18 protein-coding genes and 1 pseudogene are annotated in these 17,044 nt (G+C 64.9%); 12 read left to right on the top strand and 7 right to left on the bottom strand.

Going from position 1 to position 17,044, the window contains the following annotated elements:
• Positions 1-11: 11 nt before the first annotated feature.
• The 3 genes from ACGFNJ_RS42590 to ACGFNJ_RS42580 form a co-directional block, all read right to left on the bottom strand.
• Positions 12-1,139 carry a polyprenyl synthetase family protein gene (locus ACGFNJ_RS42590; RefSeq protein ID WP_393462081.1) on the bottom strand — a complete coding sequence of 376 codons (1,128 nt, stop codon included), beginning with the start codon at positions 1,137-1,139 and terminating at the stop codon, positions 12-14.
• Positions 1,136-2,464 carry a glycosyltransferase gene (locus ACGFNJ_RS42585; RefSeq protein ID WP_393462079.1) on the bottom strand — a complete coding sequence of 443 codons (1,329 nt, stop codon included), beginning with the start codon at positions 2,462-2,464 and terminating at the stop codon, positions 1,136-1,138. The genes ACGFNJ_RS42590 and ACGFNJ_RS42585 overlap by 4 nt, the downstream gene beginning before the upstream one ends.
• A 379-nt stretch (positions 2,465-2,843) precedes the next feature.
• Positions 2,844-3,707, bottom strand: coding sequence for a MerR family transcriptional regulator (locus tag ACGFNJ_RS42580; protein WP_393462077.1), 864 nt, complete (start codon positions 3,705-3,707; stop codon positions 2,844-2,846).
• Between the two features lie 334 nt (positions 3,708-4,041).
• On the opposite strand from ACGFNJ_RS42580, the gene ACGFNJ_RS42575 reads away from it, so the two are divergent.
• From ACGFNJ_RS42575 to ACGFNJ_RS42550, 6 genes and pseudogenes are all read left to right on the top strand, one after another.
• Positions 4,042-4,557 carry a MarR family winged helix-turn-helix transcriptional regulator gene (locus ACGFNJ_RS42575; RefSeq protein WP_393462075.1) on the top strand — a complete coding sequence of 172 codons (516 nt, stop codon included), beginning with the start codon at positions 4,042-4,044 and terminating at the stop codon, positions 4,555-4,557.
• A 32-nt stretch (positions 4,558-4,589) separates the two neighbouring features.
• A pseudogene (locus tag ACGFNJ_RS42570) lies at positions 4,590-4,856 on the top strand (anti-sigma factor); the annotation flags it as partial.
• 233 nt (positions 4,857-5,089) lie between these two features.
• Positions 5,090-5,986, top strand: coding sequence for an NAD(P)H-binding protein (locus tag ACGFNJ_RS42565; RefSeq protein ID WP_393462073.1), 897 nt, complete (start codon positions 5,090-5,092; stop codon positions 5,984-5,986).
• On the top strand, positions 5,983-6,597 hold the full coding sequence (locus ACGFNJ_RS42560; protein ID WP_393462071.1) for a CPBP family intramembrane glutamic endopeptidase: 615 nt from the start codon (positions 5,983-5,985) through the stop codon (positions 6,595-6,597). Before ACGFNJ_RS42565 ends, ACGFNJ_RS42560 begins: the two co-directional genes overlap by 4 nt.
• 147 nt (positions 6,598-6,744) lie before the next feature.
• Complete coding sequence (locus tag ACGFNJ_RS42555; RefSeq protein WP_393462069.1) at positions 6,745-7,059, top strand: YhjD/YihY/BrkB family envelope integrity protein; 315 nt, start codon at positions 6,745-6,747, stop codon at positions 7,057-7,059.
• 8 nt (positions 7,060-7,067) lie between these two features.
• On the top strand, positions 7,068-7,691 hold the full coding sequence (locus tag ACGFNJ_RS42550) for a YihY/virulence factor BrkB family protein (protein ID WP_393462067.1): 624 nt from the start codon (positions 7,068-7,070) through the stop codon (positions 7,689-7,691).
• Between the two features lie 435 nt (positions 7,692-8,126).
• Here the strand turns inward: ACGFNJ_RS42550 and ACGFNJ_RS42545 are convergent, their stop codons facing one another.
• Positions 8,127-8,486, bottom strand: a complete 360-nt coding sequence (locus tag ACGFNJ_RS42545; protein ID WP_069167427.1) for a helix-turn-helix transcriptional regulator — start codon at positions 8,484-8,486, stop codon at positions 8,127-8,129.
• Between the two features lie 146 nt (positions 8,487-8,632).
• Between ACGFNJ_RS42545 and ACGFNJ_RS42540 the strand changes: the two genes are divergently transcribed.
• Together ACGFNJ_RS42540 and ACGFNJ_RS42535 are read left to right on the top strand one after the other, a co-directional pair.
• Positions 8,633-9,052, top strand: coding sequence for an Hsp20/alpha crystallin family protein (locus ACGFNJ_RS42540; protein ID WP_141718135.1), 420 nt, complete (start codon positions 8,633-8,635; stop codon positions 9,050-9,052).
• Between the two features lie 145 nt (positions 9,053-9,197).
• Positions 9,198-9,563, top strand: coding sequence for an STAS domain-containing protein (locus ACGFNJ_RS42535; protein ID WP_393462065.1), 366 nt, complete (start codon positions 9,198-9,200; stop codon positions 9,561-9,563).
• A gap of 72 nt (positions 9,564-9,635) precedes the next feature.
• Here ACGFNJ_RS42535 and ACGFNJ_RS42530 read toward each other — a convergent pair whose 3' ends face one another.
• Positions 9,636-9,776 carry a hypothetical protein gene (locus ACGFNJ_RS42530; protein ID WP_393462120.1) on the bottom strand — a complete coding sequence of 47 codons (141 nt, stop codon included), beginning with the start codon at positions 9,774-9,776 and terminating at the stop codon, positions 9,636-9,638.
• A 140-nt stretch (positions 9,777-9,916) separates the two neighbouring features.
• Here ACGFNJ_RS42530 and ACGFNJ_RS42525 point away from each other — a divergent pair, with 140 nt between their 5' ends.
• On the top strand, positions 9,917-10,417 hold the full coding sequence (locus ACGFNJ_RS42525) for a hemerythrin domain-containing protein (RefSeq protein ID WP_393462063.1): 501 nt from the start codon (positions 9,917-9,919) through the stop codon (positions 10,415-10,417).
• Positions 10,418-10,513: 96 nt separating this feature from the next.
• Positions 10,514-11,353: a glucose 1-dehydrogenase gene (locus tag ACGFNJ_RS42520; protein WP_393462061.1), complete on the top strand. Its 840-nt coding sequence runs from the start codon at positions 10,514-10,516 to the stop codon at positions 11,351-11,353.
• A gap of 133 nt (positions 11,354-11,486) precedes the next feature.
• Here the strand turns inward: ACGFNJ_RS42520 and ACGFNJ_RS42515 are convergent, their stop codons facing one another.
• Complete coding sequence (locus tag ACGFNJ_RS42515) at positions 11,487-12,662, bottom strand: aminotransferase class V-fold PLP-dependent enzyme (RefSeq protein WP_393462059.1); 1,176 nt, start codon at positions 12,660-12,662, stop codon at positions 11,487-11,489.
• Between the two features lie 852 nt (positions 12,663-13,514).
• On the opposite strand from ACGFNJ_RS42515, the gene ACGFNJ_RS42510 reads away from it, so the two are divergent.
• Positions 13,515-14,894 carry a DEAD/DEAH box helicase gene (locus ACGFNJ_RS42510; protein WP_393462057.1) on the top strand — a complete coding sequence of 460 codons (1,380 nt, stop codon included), beginning with the start codon at positions 13,515-13,517 and terminating at the stop codon, positions 14,892-14,894.
• 158 nt (positions 14,895-15,052) lie between these two features.
• On the opposite strand, the gene ACGFNJ_RS42505 is transcribed toward ACGFNJ_RS42510, so the two are convergent.
• On the bottom strand, positions 15,053-16,042 hold the full coding sequence (locus ACGFNJ_RS42505; RefSeq protein WP_393462055.1) for an Lrp/AsnC family transcriptional regulator: 990 nt from the start codon (positions 16,040-16,042) through the stop codon (positions 15,053-15,055).
• A gap of 51 nt (positions 16,043-16,093) precedes the next feature.
• Here ACGFNJ_RS42505 and ACGFNJ_RS42500 point away from each other — a divergent pair, with 51 nt between their 5' ends.
• Complete coding sequence (locus tag ACGFNJ_RS42500; RefSeq protein ID WP_393462053.1) at positions 16,094-16,927, top strand: SAM-dependent methyltransferase; 834 nt, start codon at positions 16,094-16,096, stop codon at positions 16,925-16,927.
• Positions 16,928-17,044 lie beyond the last annotated feature (117 nt).

The raw sequence follows: 17,044 nt of genomic DNA, 5'->3' as shown, positions 1-17,044 counted from the left end.
TCTTCTCCTCATCACAGCTGCCGTGCGGTGCACAGCAGCGCCATCTCGTGCAGTGCCGAACGCTGAGCGGGATCCAGTCGGGCGGTGTCCACTGCCCGCTGTGCGTCCTCCACCCGCTCGGCGATCATGGATTCGATCCGTTCCGGGGCACCCGACGTCGCGATCAAGTCACGGCACCGTGCTATTGCGTGGGCATCGAGTTCAGGTAGGTCGAGCAGGGCGGTCAGCTCGTGCCGATCCGCAGCGTCCGCGAGACTCAGCGCGGTCACCACAACGCTGGTCGCTTTGCGCTGTCCCAAGTCGCTGTCGCCCGGCTTGCCGGTGGTCACGGCCGAGCCGAAGATGCCGAGCAGATCGTCGCGCAACTGGAACGCCTCCCCGATCCGTGCTCCGTACCGGCCGAGCATCCGCAGTGTTCGATCCGAGCACCCGGCCAGGTCCGCACCCAGTTCCAGCGGGCGCAACACGGTGTAGTTCCCCGACTTGGCGCGCGCGATGGTAAGCACCGTATCCAGGGTCGGCACCGCGCGCACGTCGTTGGCGAGGTCGGCGAACTGGCCGACCGCGAGCTCGATCCGCATGGCGTCGTAGCGTGGCCATATTCGTTGCAGCGCAGACGATTCCACACCGCTGGCACGCAGCATCTGCTCTGCCCAGACCAGACACATATCGCCGAGCAGGGTGGCGGCCGAGGCACCGAAACGGGCGGACGAGCCGGGCATTCCTCGATCGCGGTGGCGGTCGGCCAGGCGCAGATGGGCCGCAGCACCGCCGCGCCGCAACACGCCGTCGTCCATCACGTCGTCTTGCAGCAACGCGAACGCGTGCAGCAGTTCCAGTGCGGCCGCCGCGCGTAAGGCCGCCGGGTCCGGTTCGGCGCCGCACAGCCAGCCCAGGTACATGAAGGTCGAACGCAGGCATTTGCCGCCGATTGCGTACTGGCGCAACACTTCATCCACGCCTGCACCCTGCAGTTCCTCGACGCGGACCGAGGACAGGAAGGAATCCAATTCGCTCAGCACCCGCTGACGGACGACCACGCGCCAGCGCTGGAAGTCTGTGCCGATATCCGTGTCGTCGGCCGGGCTCAGCGCGCTGACCGAGAACGGGCGGCCTCGATCGAAAGACAGTGTGCTCATGGGCTGTTCCTCTGTCGACCGGCGGCGATGTCACTCACTGGCGGGCATTCCCGTTGTCGCACAGCGGGTGTGGCGCCGAGCTCCTCGAGCACCGCGGCGATGGTGTCGAACGGTGATGATCGGGAGATTTCGGCGGCGATGCGCTGTGCCGCGATACGAAACCGCTTGTCCCCCAGTACCTGATCCACCGCCGAGGCGATGGCTGCGGAACTAGGGCGCGCGCGCCGCAGGTCGATGCCCGAGCCGGTGTACGCGACTCGTGCCGCGATTTCTGGCTTGTCGGCGTTCTCCCCCGCGACGATGAGGGGGACGCCATAACTCAATGCCTGCTGTACGCCACCGTAACCACCGTTGGTGATCATCACATCGACGTGTGGCAACAACTGTGGATACGAAACATATTTGCTGACATAGGCATTCGAGGGCAACGGCCCGAGCCGATCGCGTGAGCCGCCGGTGCTCGCCACGACCACCAGATCGGATCGCCGACCCAGCGCGGCCAGCGTCGGCCGGAGCAAGTGGCCGAGATCGCCGTTGTCCCAGGTTCCTTGCGTCACATGGATGATTCGCTTGCCGGTCATCAGCGCGTCCCACCATGGCGGCAGTGCGGTCTCAGCAACAGCCGGACCGGGTATCGGCCCGGTGAACACCACCGAGTGTGGTAGGTCCCGTCGTGGGTATTCGAAGCCGGGCACGCTGAACTGCAGCAGACGATCGGCTAGCACGGGCCAGTCGAGCAGGAAGACCGACGCGGATCCGGCGCCGAGTTGACGGATGGCGGCGTCGAGCCGACCCTGGTCGGCACGGAAAAGCACTTGCCGCACAAACGTATTCATCGCCGAGTAATCGCGTCCCGCCACCGGTTGCCAGCCGATACCGAACGGTGGGCAGTCGGTGCTGCACAGCGTCAACGGGCCGACCCCGCACACCAGCACCGGCGGGCGCGCGCCGCCCGAAACCAATAGCGGAATCGCGCCGGTGAACATCGAATCGACCAGCACGGCATCGTAATCCGCGCGGCCGAGCTCGGTGACCAGCGCCGCGTACTGTGCGGCCAGCGGTGCGAGGAATGCCGAGCGGAGTTCAGCGCGGCCGGTTCGCCACCGTCGTATCACCCTTGGGCCGTGTCTCGATGCGGTCGGCCTGACCACGGGTTCCGCGGGCAGCGCCGACAACAGCAGATTCTGGTCGGTGGCGGTGTCCCGAAACGCCGCACCGCTGAGCATCCGGACTCGATGCCCACGCTGCCGCAAGGCACCGGCGACGGTGATCATGGGCAGAACGTGTCCCGGAATCGGGCTCGCGGCAACCAGATATCGACCCATCCAGACATTCCTTCGCTGATCCGTCATCCGACGACGATGTGTCCGCGCACGGCCGCGGATCGCGACATCGTGCGGCCACACGACGCTGTGCGGCCGCACCACGCCGGCACCGACCGGTACCGCACTTCCGTGCCGCATCGAGCACTCCCGCGACCCGCCGCGGATCGCGAATGGCGAGCGAGTAGGTCCGGCCAGATGGGGAACGCCTCCGCACGATGGACCCACATCGACTCCTTTCGAGTGCGGGCACAGCACCATCGTACGCCAAAACGATGCATAAGTGATGCACACATTGCTGACAACTATTTCAGAAATTTAACTATCTGACAACCTCGCGGGCAAGGGCGACATCGAACCGTGCGACCGTTCGACCCGCCCATCAGACAGGACAAGCGAGCCGAGCCACCCGCTCGACAGCGTCCTCCAACGAGTTCACATGCTGTATTCCGGCAGGCAGATCACCGCCATACCATCCGGGCCCAGCCGCGACCACGCCGGAGGCACCGGCCTGCGCGACGCCGACCGATCCCAGGTCCGCGGTGGCGTTCGATTGCGACCACAGCACAACCACCGGCGTCCGACCAGGACGCGAGACTGCTTCGGCGAGAGCCGATTCCGGCATCGACTGACCGAGAAACACAGCGAGGATCCCGCGTTCGGCGAGCGCGGCGCGCAGCACCTCGAGTGGCAGCGCGTGATTCTCCCGCGTCGTACACGCCAGCAGGACCGGCACCTGCCCGGCACCGTACTGCGGTGGTGGAATCACCCGGTGCAGGCTTGTCGCAACCGCCCAGGACAGGTGATGTTCGACGTCGATGAACCCGCCGCCGCGCTCTTGACGGCCGACGATCTCGGCAAAAGCAGGGCGGCACAGTCGATTCCAGGTATCAATCACCCCGTGATGGATCATGTGGGCGGTCAGCACGGCCAGCAACGCCGCCGAGTCGAGCTGTTGCGCCGCGTCGAGCACGGGAGTGACATCGCCGAGTACGGGCACCGTGCTGGCCACCCGCGCTGCGCTGGCCGGGCTCATACCGGCCCGCACCAATGCCACCATCTGACCGACAACCGCGACGTCGGTCCGGGTGTAGAGGCGATGCTTGCCTGGCCGGTGCCAGCCAGGCGGAAGCCCGTAACGCTGATTCCAACTCCGCAACGTCGCCACCGGAATACCGAGCGTTCGCGCCACGGCACCGACGGTGAATTCACCGCCGGACTCTGACTGCTGCCGCGAGCTCGTCACCAGCGCACCAGGAACACACTGATCGGCCACCCCGCGAGGACATCCCGTTGTCGATCGTGGGGCGAGCCGCGACGACCGGCCCCCTGCGTATTGCGCGGGGCGGCGGTGCTCTGCTTGCTGCCGTGCATTCATCCTCGCGCCGTTGTTGCGTGATATAACGAATACCCAGCCTATCTCAGATATGATGCAGTAACGATGCACTCGATAGGTAGCGTTGAATTCCTGGAGTGAGGTTATCGACGAGGCGTAGCGGCCCCAAGCACTCAGCCCGCAAACATTTCAGATTCTTAACTATTAAGCAAACAAGGTGATCGCGAGCGTTAGGCTGACGCTCATGACGGAACAGGATGTACCGCCGGCCCCAACCGGGGTGACCTCGAACGAACGCGCGGCACTCGAAACCGAGATTGCGACCGACATCCGCGCGCTCACCGCCGTCTCCGATCAGCTCGGGCACCTGTTCGCACGATCGAACGACCTGCGCCCCAATGATTTCCGGGCACTCCTGCACATCGCGACCGCCGAGTTCGCCGGCTCGCCGATCACGCCCGGCCAGCTGGGCAAGCTCATGGGCATGACCTCCGCCGCGGTGACCTACCTGGTAGAACGCATGATCGAATCCGGCCATCTACGCCGAGTCATCGATACCAACGACCGTCGACGGGTCATCCTGTACCACGACGAACGCGGGTCGACGGCAGCGCATGAGTTCTTCATTCCAGTGGGCACGCGGACCCGTGCTGCCATGGCGGAGTTCCCCGATGCCGACCTGCGCGCCACTCACCGCGTGCTGTCCTCCGTGATCGCCGCACTGCGAGCGCATTTGGCAGATCCCACAGGTTCGCAGTAACCGGATTCAGCTCCGATACCGCCGCCGTCGCAGGCGGAGGCACCATGACCGTCCATACATCCCGCGAACTCGGCGCAGCCACAGCCGCTTTCGAAGCCGTGCCCACCGCACCCACCGGCCACACCTACCAAATGTGGTTGATCAGCCGCGACGGCCGAGGAGTGCTCGACACCCTGCCCCTCAGCGGTGCGCCCATGCTCGTGCGAATCGGTGACGCCGGACAGGTCGCGATGTCGATCGAGCCACTTGGCGGGTCACCCATGCCCACCGATCCCCGCGTCATGGCGTCGCTGCGCTAGGAGTAGCGGATTTCGTTCGAACGCAGCACAGTTCGACGCACGTTACCGACAGCGCCATCAGCGAGCGGATGGCACTTCCGCGAGTTCGGTGTCGATGGCGCCCGGTGGATTGGCTCGGCCAGAGCGCTGAACGCACACTGGGTGGCACGGCGACGACTGGTCTGAGTAGCCTGGCGAAGCACGGCCTGACAGCTCCGGGGCTTCACTCCACCCGCTACGGACAGGATGCGCCAATGACAGTGCTCGTCGCGGGCTCGACCGGCTTCGTCGGCAGCCGATTGTGCCAGGAACTGGCCGCCACTGGCCATGCCGTTCGTGCCATGACCAGGCATCCGGAGTCGTATCGAGGCAGCGGTGACCCCGTTGTCGGCGACGTTGCCGAGATCGGCTCGCTGCGTTCCGCCCTCGCCGACTGCACCGCCGCGTACTACCTCGTCCATTCACTGGCGGAAACAGATTTCGAGCGCCGTGATGCTGAAGCAGCCCGCAACTTCGGCCGTGCCGCCGCCGATGCGGGCGTGCGCCGGATCATCTATCTGGGCGGGCTCGGCGAGGATTCCGACGACCTGTCCGCGCATCTGCGCAGCCGACGCGAGGTCGAGGGGCTGCTTGCCGCGGCGGGCGTTCCGGTCACCACGCTGCGTGCGGGAATCATCGTCGGCCATGGCGGCATCTCCTGGGAGATCACCCGGCAACTAGTGGAGCATCTGCCCGCGATGATCACGCCACGCTGGGTCCGCACCCGGACTCAGCCGATCGCGGTCGACGACGTGGTCCGCTACCTGGTCGGAGTTCTCGATTCGCCCGAAACCATCGGGTGCACTTTCGACATCGGCGGACCGGACGTGCTCGAATACATCGACATGCTGCGCCGGGTCGCCCGGATCGAGGGCCGCCCTTTGCTGGTGGTCCCGGTCCCGCTGCTCTCGCCACGACTGTCCTCGCTGTGGCTATCGCTGGTCACCGACGTGGACACCACCACAGGGCGCGCACTCGTCGATTCGATGAGCAACGAAGTGGTCGTGCGGGACAACAGCATTCGAGGTCTGGTGCCCTTCGAGCCGCTGGGCTACGACGACGCGGTGCTGCGGGCACTCGGCGAACGCGCCAAAGCCGGGCGAACCACATGACTCGTGAACTCAGCCTCGCCGCACGGCGACTCCGGGTCGCCGCCGGCGCGGTCGCCGGTACCGGACTGCTTGGCGCCTCGTTTGCTGCCGAACCGGATTCGCCCGAGTTCTACGGTCTCACCCTCACCACCGCCGCCTCCTGGGCGCTCGGCGGTCTTCTCCCCGACATCGGCGACGTCAAACCGGAACGGCCCATTACCTCGCCTATCCTGATCGGCGCTGGAGCATTCGCCGTCTTCTACGGATGCGCCCTCATCGCCCGCCGAATCCCCTTCCTGCGCAAGGAAATCGCCAGCGTCCTCCGGTACGCCGAAGAAGGACCGACCCCGCGGGTACTGCTGATCACCCTGGCCAACGGCGCCGCAGAGGAAATCTTCTTCCGCGGCGCGGTCTACTCCGTCGCAGGCAGAAACCCCGTCGTCGTCTCGACCGGCGTCTACGCCTGCGTCACCGCCGCAACCCGCAACCCCGCACTGGTGCTGGCCTCGATATTCATGGGTGCCCTGTTCGGTATGCAGCGCCGAGCCACCGGCAGCATCCAAGCACCCCTACTAACCCACATGACCTGGTCGGCCCTGATGCTGCGTTATATGCCACGCCTGTTCCGCTGATTGTGTATTCAGCTGGGCAGCTGTTCGTCGTCAGTAGGTCACGGAGGCTTCCACCGAACGGTCGAGAATCTCGCTGTGTCGACTGCCCCAACTCGCGTTTGCGCTGGTCGAGCCCGGGTATTCGGCCGCAGAAGGAGAGGTTGCGCGATGCCGATTCAAGACGTTGTGGCAGAAGCGAAGTCGACCGGACCGCTGGATCTGCGGTGGCGAACCTGGCGGGACGCGTTGTGGCGCACGGTGCTGCAGTTCTGGAACGATAAACTTACCGATTGGGCTGCGGCGCTTACCTATTACGGTGTGCTTTCGCTCTTTCCCGGCATCATCGTGCTGACCGCGATACTCGGGTTGCTGAGCCCCGCCGCGACCCAGTCGTTGATCGCCGCCATCCAAGACGTCGGATTCGGAAGCGAGACCGGCGTGGTGGTGGACTCGATCAAAGAGCTGCAAGCCAGCCGCTCGTAGCAGGTCCCGTGGCAATTCTCGGACTTCTGGTGGCGTTATGGACGGCGTCAGGATACGTAGGAGCATTCATCCGCGCCGCGAACTCGATCTACGAGGTCGGCGAAGGCCGCCCAATGTGGAAGACGCTTCCCCTGCGGATCGGGTTGACCTTGGGGCTAGTACTTTTGGTGACACTGTGCGCATTCGGGATCGTAACCACAGGTACCCTCGCCGACCGTCTCGGACAATGGCTCGGCATCGGCGCGGCCGGAATCACCGCATGGGAAGTCTTGAAATGGCCGGTCCTCGCACTGGTGATCGGACTGGTGATCGCGCTGCTGTACTGGGTGGCACCCAATGCCGAACAACCCGGATTCCGTTGGCTGACACCAGGTAGCGCGCTCGCGGTCCTCCTCTGGATCGCGGCCTCAGCCGGATTCGCCTTCTACGCCGCCAACTTCGGCTCCTTCAACAAGGTCTACGGATCCCTCGGCGGCGCAGTGGTCTTCCTGATCTGGTTGTGGCTCACCAACTTAGCGGTGCTGCTCGGTGCGGCATTCGATGCCGAACTGCTGCGCGGGCGCGGGATCGAGCAAGGCCACTCCCCCGACAAGACGCCTTTCCTGCCACTACGCGACGACCCGACGAACTAGTGAACTCCGGCAGCAACGGCTCGACCAGCGCCCACAACCCGTCCGGTGCCAGCCTGCGCGGCAACTCGTCGATCACGGCCGGACATCATGCCGCGCAACCGAATCCGACACACGGCAAACGAGGAGCGGCAAGCTCAGGAGCCGATGGGTCGGAGCTTCTCGCCTTGGACGGAGGGACTCGTCACGCAGACGACATCGGGTTGCTTGCCCGTCGCGGCGAGTCGATCCACGGCAGCAAGACTCGGAGGATTGCTCGGCCAGCCGTTGGGGCCGGCCCCTGCCGTCCGATCAAGTCGAGGCGATACCGAGTTGATGGGCAACGTCACAGCGGATCGACCCGATCGATGCTCGGCGGCTCGGGCAGGGCGGCGCCTTCTCCGCGGCAGCGACGGAAAGGCCTCTCGCGAGTTGGGCGATACCTCCATCGGCGATCCGTTATCTGATTGTCTTGCTGGGGCTTTGGCTGTTCTCACGCAGAGTGGTGTTGTCGTCGCGCAGGCGAGCGTTGTCTGTATGAAGGTCAGCGTTGGCGTCCTCGAGGTCGAGGATGCGGCCGATGCCTGCGAGATTCACTCCAGCGGCCGCCAAGGTGGTGATTCGCCGTAGGCGTGCGATGTCGTTGCTGCTGTAGCGGCGGGTGCCGCCCTCGCTTCGAGCCGGGGTGAGCAGGCCGTGGCGTTCGTAGAGCCGCAGCGTCTGCACGCCGATCCCCGCCAGATCGGCAGCCACGGAGATCCCGTACACCGCTTGATCGGGGTTGGGCAGATGTGATTCCAGCTGGGGCTCCTCGGGCATCGCTCTCCTCATCTGTCGGCCTAGGTCAGTTTTTCTATTGTAGCTACTTGCATTCATCTGTCGATAGTGCTAAAACAAATCTATGCCAGATGACAGAGGTTATCTGGCCCGATGATGAAGAATGGAGTGTGTTGGAGGTGGCGACCATGCTGATGCGTACCGATCCTTTCCGCGATCTGGACCGTTTCACGCAGCAGGTGTTCGGCACAGCGGCGCGGCCCGCGGTGATGCCGATGGACGCCTGGCGTGAGGGCGACGAGTTCCTGGTCGAGTTCGACCTGCCGGGAATCGACCCGAAATCGCTTGACCTGGACATCGAACGCAATGTGGTGACCGTGAAAGCGGCGCGCCCGGAACTGGATTCGGGGCGGTCGATGATCGCCGCGGAACGCTCCCGTGGCGTGTTCAGCCGCCAGTTGTTCCTCGGTGAGGGTCTCGATACCGACCACATCCGCGCCGACTACACCGATGGTGTGCTGCGCCTGGCGATTCCGGTCGCGGAGAAGGCCAAGCCCCGCAAGATTCAGATCGAACACAGCGATCGGCGTCAGGCGATCAACGCCTGACCGGCCCGCGCTGGGCGGCCCCGACAGCTGGGCCGCCCAGCCATCATTCGACAACGGCGGCCAAGAGGCAGGCTATGACCACCACCGACTACGTCGGGCAGCGCAGCGTCGCCCATGATCCCGACTCCGCAGCGGCAGTGACGCGATGAACGCCGAGTCCCGCGCAGTGAAAATGCGCCTGAGCTGGGTTCACTCGGCTGCGGTGCTCACCGTGTCCGGTGAGGTCGACGCAGTGTCGGCACCACAGCTGCAATCAGAGATCGAGAATGCACTCGGTTACGAACCATCGTTGCTCGTGGTGGATCTGTCCCAGGTGGGGTTCTTCGGATCTGCGGGGCTCAGCGTGCTGCTTCTCGCGCTGGAGACGATGAGAGAAGACAAACTGCGAGTGGTCGCGTCTCCGCAGGTGCGGCGACCCATCGAGGTGACCGGGCTCGACGCGATACTCGGGCTGTTCGAAACATTGCACGCCGCGCTGACCTTTGGTGAAACCCCCAGCACCACTGGCTAACCCGCGATTTCGACATCAGGACCGGATACCCCGCGAATACCGCGTATCGACCAGGGTGAGATCGCGCCGAAATCATTGCGCGGTAACCCGGATCGTGCGCAGTCGTGCCGCGCCCCTGCCGATGGCCCGGCGGAGTGAATCCGTATCGGCCCCGATCGTGGCCAGCGCGTCTACGAGGGGTGCCTCGGTGTGGTCGTGCGGGCTGTTCGTCACGTGCACCTTCCAAGACGGAGCGTCAACCGCCGCCGGCCTTCGCGTGAACCAAGGTTCTGTATCGAAGGTTTCGCCGGTTCCAACGCGGGAAAGCCGGGCATGAACCCAGCTCGAAACCGTTACCCTAGCTAGGAGTTCCGATGTCTACCGACGCAATAGTGCTGTTACGCGACGACCACAAGGCCATCCGCAAGCTTTTCCGCGACTTCAAGAACGCAGGTCCCACTGCGCATGCGACCAAAGGCAAACTGGTCGACAAGATCATCGAAAAGCTGACCGTGCACACCTACCTCGAGAACGAATGCATGTACCCGCAGGTCCGCAAGCTGCTGCCCGACCTGAGCGACGACATCCTCGAATCCTACGAAGAACACCATGTTGCCGACGTGCTGGTGATGGAACTGCTCGGCATGAGTCCCGACGACGAACGGTTCACCGCCAAAGCGACGGTGCTGATCGAGAACGTCGACCATCACATCGATGAAGAAGAAGGCGAATGGTTCCCCAAGGTGCGAGAACGGTTGGGGCGCAAGGAACTCCAAGAGATCGGAGAACAGATGATCGAGCTGCGCAAGAAGGCGCCGACCTCCCCGGCGCAGCCGTCGGCACTGAAGAAGACCGTTGACGCGGTGATCTCCTGACACGGCACTCGGGCCTGCCCGATCGACGGGTTTACCTCTCCCGTCCTGAGGTAGTCGGCCGAAGAAATGGCGTAACTGTCGACGAAGGAGTTGGTCATGGGATTTGCTGAACAGCAGCAGCCGGTTCCCGGAGTACAAAGCCAGATGAGCCCGGTCCCGGATTGCGGTGAAAACAGCTACCGCGGGTCGGGCAAACTCACTGGCAAGGCCGCCGTCATCACCGGCGCCGACAGTGGGATCGGTCGAGCGGTGGCGATCGCCTTCGCCCGCGAAGGCGCCGACGTGCTCATTTCTTACCTGAACGAGGACGACGACGCCAAGGAGGTCGCCGATCTGGTGACCCAGGCCGGCCGCAAAGCGGTCCTGGTGTCAGGCGATCTGGCTGACGCGGGTCATTGCCGGGCAGTCGTCGAGCGAGCTGTGCAGGAATTCGGCAAAATCGATGTGCTGGTCAGCAATGCGGCCTATCAGATGACGCACGAGACGTTGGAAGAGATCAGCGACGAGGAATTCGACTACACCCTCCACGTCAACGTCAGCGCCTACTTTCGCCTGGTCAAGGCCGCATTGCCGCACATGCCCGCAGGCGGGTCGATCATCGGCAGCTCTTCGGTCAATTCCGATATGCCCTCGCCGACCCTGGCCCCCTACGCGGCGACCAAGGCCGCCATCGCGAACTTCTCGGCCAGCCTGGCACAGCTACTCGGCGATCGCGGGATCCGCGTGAACAGCGTTGCGCCAGGACCCATCTGGACACCACTGATCCCCTCGACGATGCCCCCGAAGAAGGTCGCCAACTTCGGCGACGATGTCCCGCTCGGCCGTGCCGGCCAGCCCGCCGAACTCGCCGCCACCTATGTCCTGCTGGCCTCGGACGACGGCAGCTACATCTCCGGCGCGCGCATCGCCGTCACCGGCGGCCGCCCGATCCTGTGAACGACGCCATTCGAACCCCGATGACAGCGAAATCGACCGGGTATCCGCAGCCCAGGAAGGCTATCAACGGCCGCTCGAAGATGGACACGAGCCAACTAGCGAGGTAGTTGTCGAGCTCGGATCGGGGCAGATCCTAGAGCGCGGCGACGATGGCTACGGCACGGTCGATCTCTTCCTCAGTGTTGTAGTAGTGCGGCGACAAGCGCACGGCCGGGTGGATGCCGCGTTGTTCGGTGTCGAATTGGTTGTGTTCTGCGACGGTTGTACTGACGTTGATCGAGTGTCGGGCAAGTTCAGCGGCGACGTGGGCGGCGCTGCGGCCGGTGACCGTCGCGGTAACCAAGGCACACTGCACCGCGCCGAGGTCGTGCACGCTGATGGTGTCCAACTCGCGCAGGCCATTACGCAGACGGGCACCGAGTTGCTGAGTACGTTGCCCGATCACCTCCAGACCCAGATCGAGCGCTTGGGCGACCGCCGCACCCAGCCCGACCACGTTTATGTAGCTGTTCTCCCAAGTCTCGAATCGCCGCGCCCCCTCAGCCCAGGTGAAGGAGCGGCCGCCATCCCAAGTGGCAGAACGAATTTCGGCAACATGAGGATCGATGCGCGACAGCGCCGCGGTGCGAGCGTAGAGAAAACCGGTGCCACGGGGGCCACGCAGGTATTTACGTCCGGTGCCGGTCAGGAAATCGCAACCGAGTTCGACGACATCGGTGGGGAACTGACCGACCGCCTGTGTCGCATCGAGTAGGTAGAGCACGTCGGCGGCGCTGGCGATTCGACCGACCTCAACTGCGGGATTGACCAGACCTCCACTCGTCGGAACCCAGGTCAGTCCAATCAGTTTGACGCGCTCGTCGATCAAATCGGCTAATGCCGCCGTATCGATCTGCCCGGAGTCGTCGTCGGGAACGACCACGACTTCCGCTCCCTGACGCTGGGCTGCCTGCAAGTACGCGAGCACGTTGCTGCCGTACTCATTGCGGCCGGTGAGAATCCGATCACCAGCGCGCAGCGGGATCGAGTAGAACGCGGCGTTCCACGCATGTGTGGAGTTATCGAACAGCGCAATCTCTGAACTGTCGGCGTTGAGCAGGCGCGCGAGCGCTCGATAGGTCCCCGCGATCTGATCTGCCGACTCCTCGGCCGCCTCGTAGCCACCGATAGACGCCTCCAACTGGAGGTACTCAGTCATCGCCGCCAACGTCGCGCGCGACAGCAACGCCGCGCCCGCATTGTTCAGGTGGATCCGGTGCGCACACCCAGGTGTATCCGCTCGCAACTGTTGGATATCGAACTCGCGCACGATTCTCCTTTTGGCCCACCGGTTTTCGCGAGCGTACCTGGTCACCGCATTGCTCGCGCACCGGTTTCATAGGTCGGCCCCTCGGAGTCGTCATTGAGGAAGAACTTCCAGGGCGCACTCGACCAGTCTCAGCGGGAAACGCGTTGGCCACAACGGAACACAGCACGGACTTCATACGGCACCTACCTGTGGCAGAACAGCGCTCGCGACTTGTTCGACATCGCCATCCGACAGCAAGGCCGAGTCAATGACGCCCGACTATGGGCAGGCCACCATCTGGCAGCTGCGGCCCTGGAAAACGGTTGGGTGGCGGTGGCGGTGTCCTGGCGAACGGCGGCCTTCTTCCACGGTGGCCCCGGTGCCGGCGAGTACCTTCGGATCGAGGGCTACCAAACTGGGCGGTCGATTCGCCGATCGAGAGCGCGACCTTGGGAGGCTTCCATTGCTCGAACATCAACGGGCGCATATCCCCCATGACTGGAATCTGCCGGGAGCTCCCCCGCATGCAGACCGCACCAGTCGATTCGGTGATCCTGATCGACGCCTTCGGCCGCCGGCAAGTGTGGCCACTGTCCGCCGGAACCGTGAGCCCGGCAGCCTGGCGAGAGGCGAGAAACGTCACCCGATGAGGATGAACCGCTCACCATAGGCTACTGTTGATCAAGCGCGTGACATGTCACGCCAAGCGTCGTAGATCGCATTCGCTTCGCAACCAGCGCTTGCCGCATCCGCTCTTCTTACGGCGATCGATTTTGCCCATCGGCAATCTCGCCATTCGTGCCCCCGGCGCGGACCCGCAGGTCCGCAGACGGCTCGGGCACCACCTGATGCCCGAAAGGCACCGCAATACCTATGACTTCTGCTGACATCTCTTTTGCCGCGCTCGGCGTGAGCGCACCCCTGGTGAAGGCGCTCACTCGCGCCGGAATCACCGAACCTTTTCCGATCCAGACCGATACCCTGCCCGATTCGCTGTCCGGACGCGACGTGCTTGGCCGCGGCCGAACCGGCAGCGGCAAGACGCTCGCGTTCGCCATTCCGATGGTCAACCGTCTGGGCGGCGGCCTCGCCGGCAGACGCGCACCCAGCCGCCCCACCGGCCTCGTGCTGGCGCCGACTCGGGAACTGGCCACCCAGATCGCGGCCGCGCTGGAACCCCTCGCCGCGGCCTATCGGATGACCGTCACCACGATTTTCGGTGGCGTCCCGCAGAACCGGCAGATCCGGGCGCTGCGCGCCGGCGTCGACATTGTCGTCGCCTGCCCCGGCCGGCTCGAGGATCTGATGAACCAGCGCCTGATCTCGCTGGATGCCGTCGAGGTCACCGTTATCGACGAGGCCGACCACATGGCCGACCTCGGCTTCCTGCCCGGCGTGACCCGTATTCTCGCGGCCACCCCGAATGATGGTCAGCGCCTGCTGTTCTCGGCCACCCTGGACAATGGCGTCAACAAGCTGGTCAGCCGCTTCTTGCCGGATGCCAAGCTGCATTCCGTCGATGAGGCGAACTCCCCGGTCGCCGCCATGACCCACCATGTTTTCGAAACCGCGAGCGTCGAAGCCAAGCGTGAGGTCGTACACCGGCTTGCTTCGGGCTCCGGCCGGCGAATCCTGTTCATGCGCACCAAACATCAGGCTCGCAAACTGGCCAAGCAGCTGACCCTCGCCGGAATTCCGGCTGTCGACCTGCACGGCAACCTCTCGCAGGGCGCCCGCGACCGCAACCTCGCGATCTTCGCCGCCGGTGACGCCCGGGTGCTGGTGGCGACCGATGTGGCCGCACGCGGCGTGCACGTCGACGACGTCGAGCTGGTCGTACACGTGGATCCGCCCGCCGAACACAAGGCATACCTGCACCGTTCGGGCCGTACCGCACGGGCAGGCAACTCCGGTGAAGTGATCACCCTGGTGCTGCCCGGCGAACGACGCGACCTGGCCGACCTCATGCGCAAGGCCAAGATCACTGTCACCCCGCAACGGGTCACCGCCGATTCGCCCGTGGTAGCCGAGCTCGTCGGCACGATTGCCCCATTCGTCGCCCCCACATACAGTGAGCGGGCAGCACGGGAAGACGACCGCCGCAGCAGTGGTGGACCGCGCCAAAACAGTGGCGGACCGCGCCGGAGCAATGGCGGACCGCGCCAAGGCGGCGGCCGTCGCAACGGCGGTCTGGCGCAAGGGCAATCGCGCGCCAAGCCGCGCGCTCACTCCGCGCGCCGAGCGGCCGTATAGGGCCGATTCGGCGACAAGACCGCACTGCAGCGTTCGATCCCATCCCCGGATGAGAAGAGCGACAGCGGTATGAGCTGATAGCGAATCCTGTGGAGGTTTGTCGGCAGAAGCGCGTCGAGGCTGCTGAATCTGCCTGTTTCCCAACGCAGTCGAGCTGGTCAGGTCTTGACGTGTGCGCCTGCGAGTTTGACCTGACGGCCGATGAGTGACGACTCGACTCGAAGCACGCCGTCCAGGGCGCCGATGCGGCTGGCCAGATAGTCGTACAGCGCGTCGAGGTCGTGGAATACCGCGAACGCCACCAGATTGGTGGTCCCGGTGGTGGCCGCAGCGTAGGCGATCTCCACGTGCCTGGCGAGTGTGTCTGCGACGCAGGCCAATTCGGCGGGCGCGACGGTGAGCCACAACATCGCGTGACAGTGGTAGCCGAACCAGGTTGGATCCAGGTCGATGTCGAAGTAGAGCACTCCGTCTTGCCGCAGTTGCGCCAATCGCCGCCGCACGGTGGACTCCGAGCAGCCCGTCACGGCGGCCAGACCCGGGTACCCGGTCCGGCCGTCCACCGCCAGGGCCTGCATCAGCGACCGGTCCGCATCGGTGAACTCGACCGGCTCGGGTTCATTGGAACCACCGGTGCTCTCGACTGGGCGCAGGCGCGCGACCTGGTCCGGACTCAACGCAACGAGCCGACCGGGCCACCCACCCACGCCGGCTACCCCACGCAGCATGCACTGTGCCGTGACGCCGATGATTCGCGGTGTGCGACTGAGCTTTTCCAGCAACAATTGATCTCCGGCACCGCGCGTCCGCGTGATGCAGACGATTTCCGTACCGCCCGACGCCAGGTGGACCCAGAATGTGTCGTCGCGGCGCGCCAGCGCGGTCGCCACCTCAAGCGCCGCATCCGGGGCACAGCTGATGCGGATCAGCCATTCGACGTAGCCGAGTCGTCGACCGTCGAGGGCACCGACCACTCGTAGCCCCGCAGCCCTGAGCTTGCGGTATCGGAACGCGATCGTCCGGTCCGAGCAGTCGAGCACCTCCGCGATCGAGCTGAATGACGCTCGACCATCGACGGCAAGCGCATGTACCAACTGCTTGTCGAGTGAATCCACCAAAGTTGCCCCCGAATCTTCGGAATCCGTCACGTTGGACGTGCATCCATCCCGGATCTGCCAACTCCGCGTGACACTCCCACTATGGCAGACCATGAGCAGACCTCAGATTCCACCGGCACCGACACCCTCGACCCGGTAGCTCTCACCGGGCGACTGACAGCCCGCATGCGCGCCGTGGAGTCGGCGCGTCCGGACCGCCTCTTCGATGATCCGTTCGCGGCCCGCCTCGCGGGGGTGGCCGGCCAGGAGCTGCTCGACGAGTTCGGCGACAATCCGGCCATCGTGGTGCGGACGCGATACTTCGACGACATGCTTGCCGCGCCAGGCCCGTTCCAAATCTGCATCCTTGCCGCAGGTATGGATTCCCGCGCCTTTCGGCTCGATTTTCCGGCAGGCACCACGGTGTTCGAACTCGACCGGCCTGCCGTGCTCGCGGTCAAGGCTGAACTCATCGACGCAGCACCCCGATGTGTCCGAGTGCCGGTGGGCGTCGACCTGGCGAGCGACTGGACCGGACCACTGCTCGCCGCCGGTTTCGATCCGAACGCACCAACGCAATGGCTGATCGAGGGCCTGACCCAATACCTGCCCGAGTCCGACGTGCTTCGCCTGCTCGACCGGGTCACCGCGTTGTCGGCGCCCGGCAGTCGCCTGCACATGGATGTCGTCGGACGGTCGTTCCTGGAACATCCGGCCATGCGCCCCCTACTCGACCGCATGGTGACACTGCAGGCACCGTGGCTCTTCGGCACCGACCGGCCCGAGGACCTGCTCACCACACGCGGCTGGCGACCCGAAGTCATCCTGATGAGTACCGTGGGAACCCAATTCGGCCGTTGGCCGCATCCCGACCTCCCCCGCGACACCCCTGGCGCGCCGCACGGCTTCCTCGTGCGCGCGGAATGCGGCGCCTGACCGCCTCGACCACGCCGCAGCGCGATGAACCCTGCCCGGTACCCGTTCGTGCGCGCGGCGGTCACGCAGCTGCGCGAGCACGACAACGCGAACAATTCCTCGTTGGAAGCGACATTG

The organism is Nocardia sp. NPDC049149, from assembly GCF_043197455.1.
Taxonomy (GTDB): Bacteria; Actinomycetota; Actinomycetes; order Mycobacteriales; family Mycobacteriaceae; genus Nocardia.
The sequence above is the reverse complement of the archived record's forward strand: the minus strand, read 5'-3'. Positions and strand labels throughout refer to the sequence as shown.

Excerpts from the sequence above, each read along its gene's own strand:
- ACGFNJ_RS42590 (WP_393462081.1), bottom strand. The coding sequence starts at position 1,139 with ATGAGCACACTGTCTTTCGATCGAGGCCGCCCGTTCTCGGTCAGCGCG.
- ACGFNJ_RS42585 (WP_393462079.1), bottom strand. The coding sequence starts at position 2,464 with ATGGGTCGATATCTGGTTGCCGCGAGCCCGATTCCGGGACACGTTCTG.
- ACGFNJ_RS42575 (WP_393462075.1), top strand. The coding sequence starts at position 4,042 with ATGACGGAACAGGATGTACCGCCGGCCCCAACCGGGGTGACCTCGAAC.
- ACGFNJ_RS42565 (WP_393462073.1), top strand. The coding sequence starts at position 5,090 with ATGACAGTGCTCGTCGCGGGCTCGACCGGCTTCGTCGGCAGCCGATTG.
- ACGFNJ_RS42560 (WP_393462071.1), top strand. The coding sequence starts at position 5,983 with ATGACTCGTGAACTCAGCCTCGCCGCACGGCGACTCCGGGTCGCCGCC.
- ACGFNJ_RS42555 (WP_393462069.1), top strand. The coding sequence starts at position 6,745 with ATGCCGATTCAAGACGTTGTGGCAGAAGCGAAGTCGACCGGACCGCTG.
- ACGFNJ_RS42545 (WP_069167427.1), bottom strand. The coding sequence starts at position 8,486 with ATGCCCGAGGAGCCCCAGCTGGAATCACATCTGCCCAACCCCGATCAA.
- ACGFNJ_RS42540 (WP_141718135.1), top strand. The coding sequence starts at position 8,633 with ATGCTGATGCGTACCGATCCTTTCCGCGATCTGGACCGTTTCACGCAG.
- ACGFNJ_RS42535 (WP_393462065.1), top strand. The coding sequence starts at position 9,198 with ATGAACGCCGAGTCCCGCGCAGTGAAAATGCGCCTGAGCTGGGTTCAC.
- ACGFNJ_RS42525 (WP_393462063.1), top strand. The coding sequence starts at position 9,917 with ATGTCTACCGACGCAATAGTGCTGTTACGCGACGACCACAAGGCCATC.
- ACGFNJ_RS42520 (WP_393462061.1), top strand. The coding sequence starts at position 10,514 with ATGGGATTTGCTGAACAGCAGCAGCCGGTTCCCGGAGTACAAAGCCAG.
- ACGFNJ_RS42510 (WP_393462057.1), top strand. The coding sequence starts at position 13,515 with ATGACTTCTGCTGACATCTCTTTTGCCGCGCTCGGCGTGAGCGCACCC.
- ACGFNJ_RS42500 (WP_393462053.1), top strand. The coding sequence starts at position 16,094 with ATGGCAGACCATGAGCAGACCTCAGATTCCACCGGCACCGACACCCTC.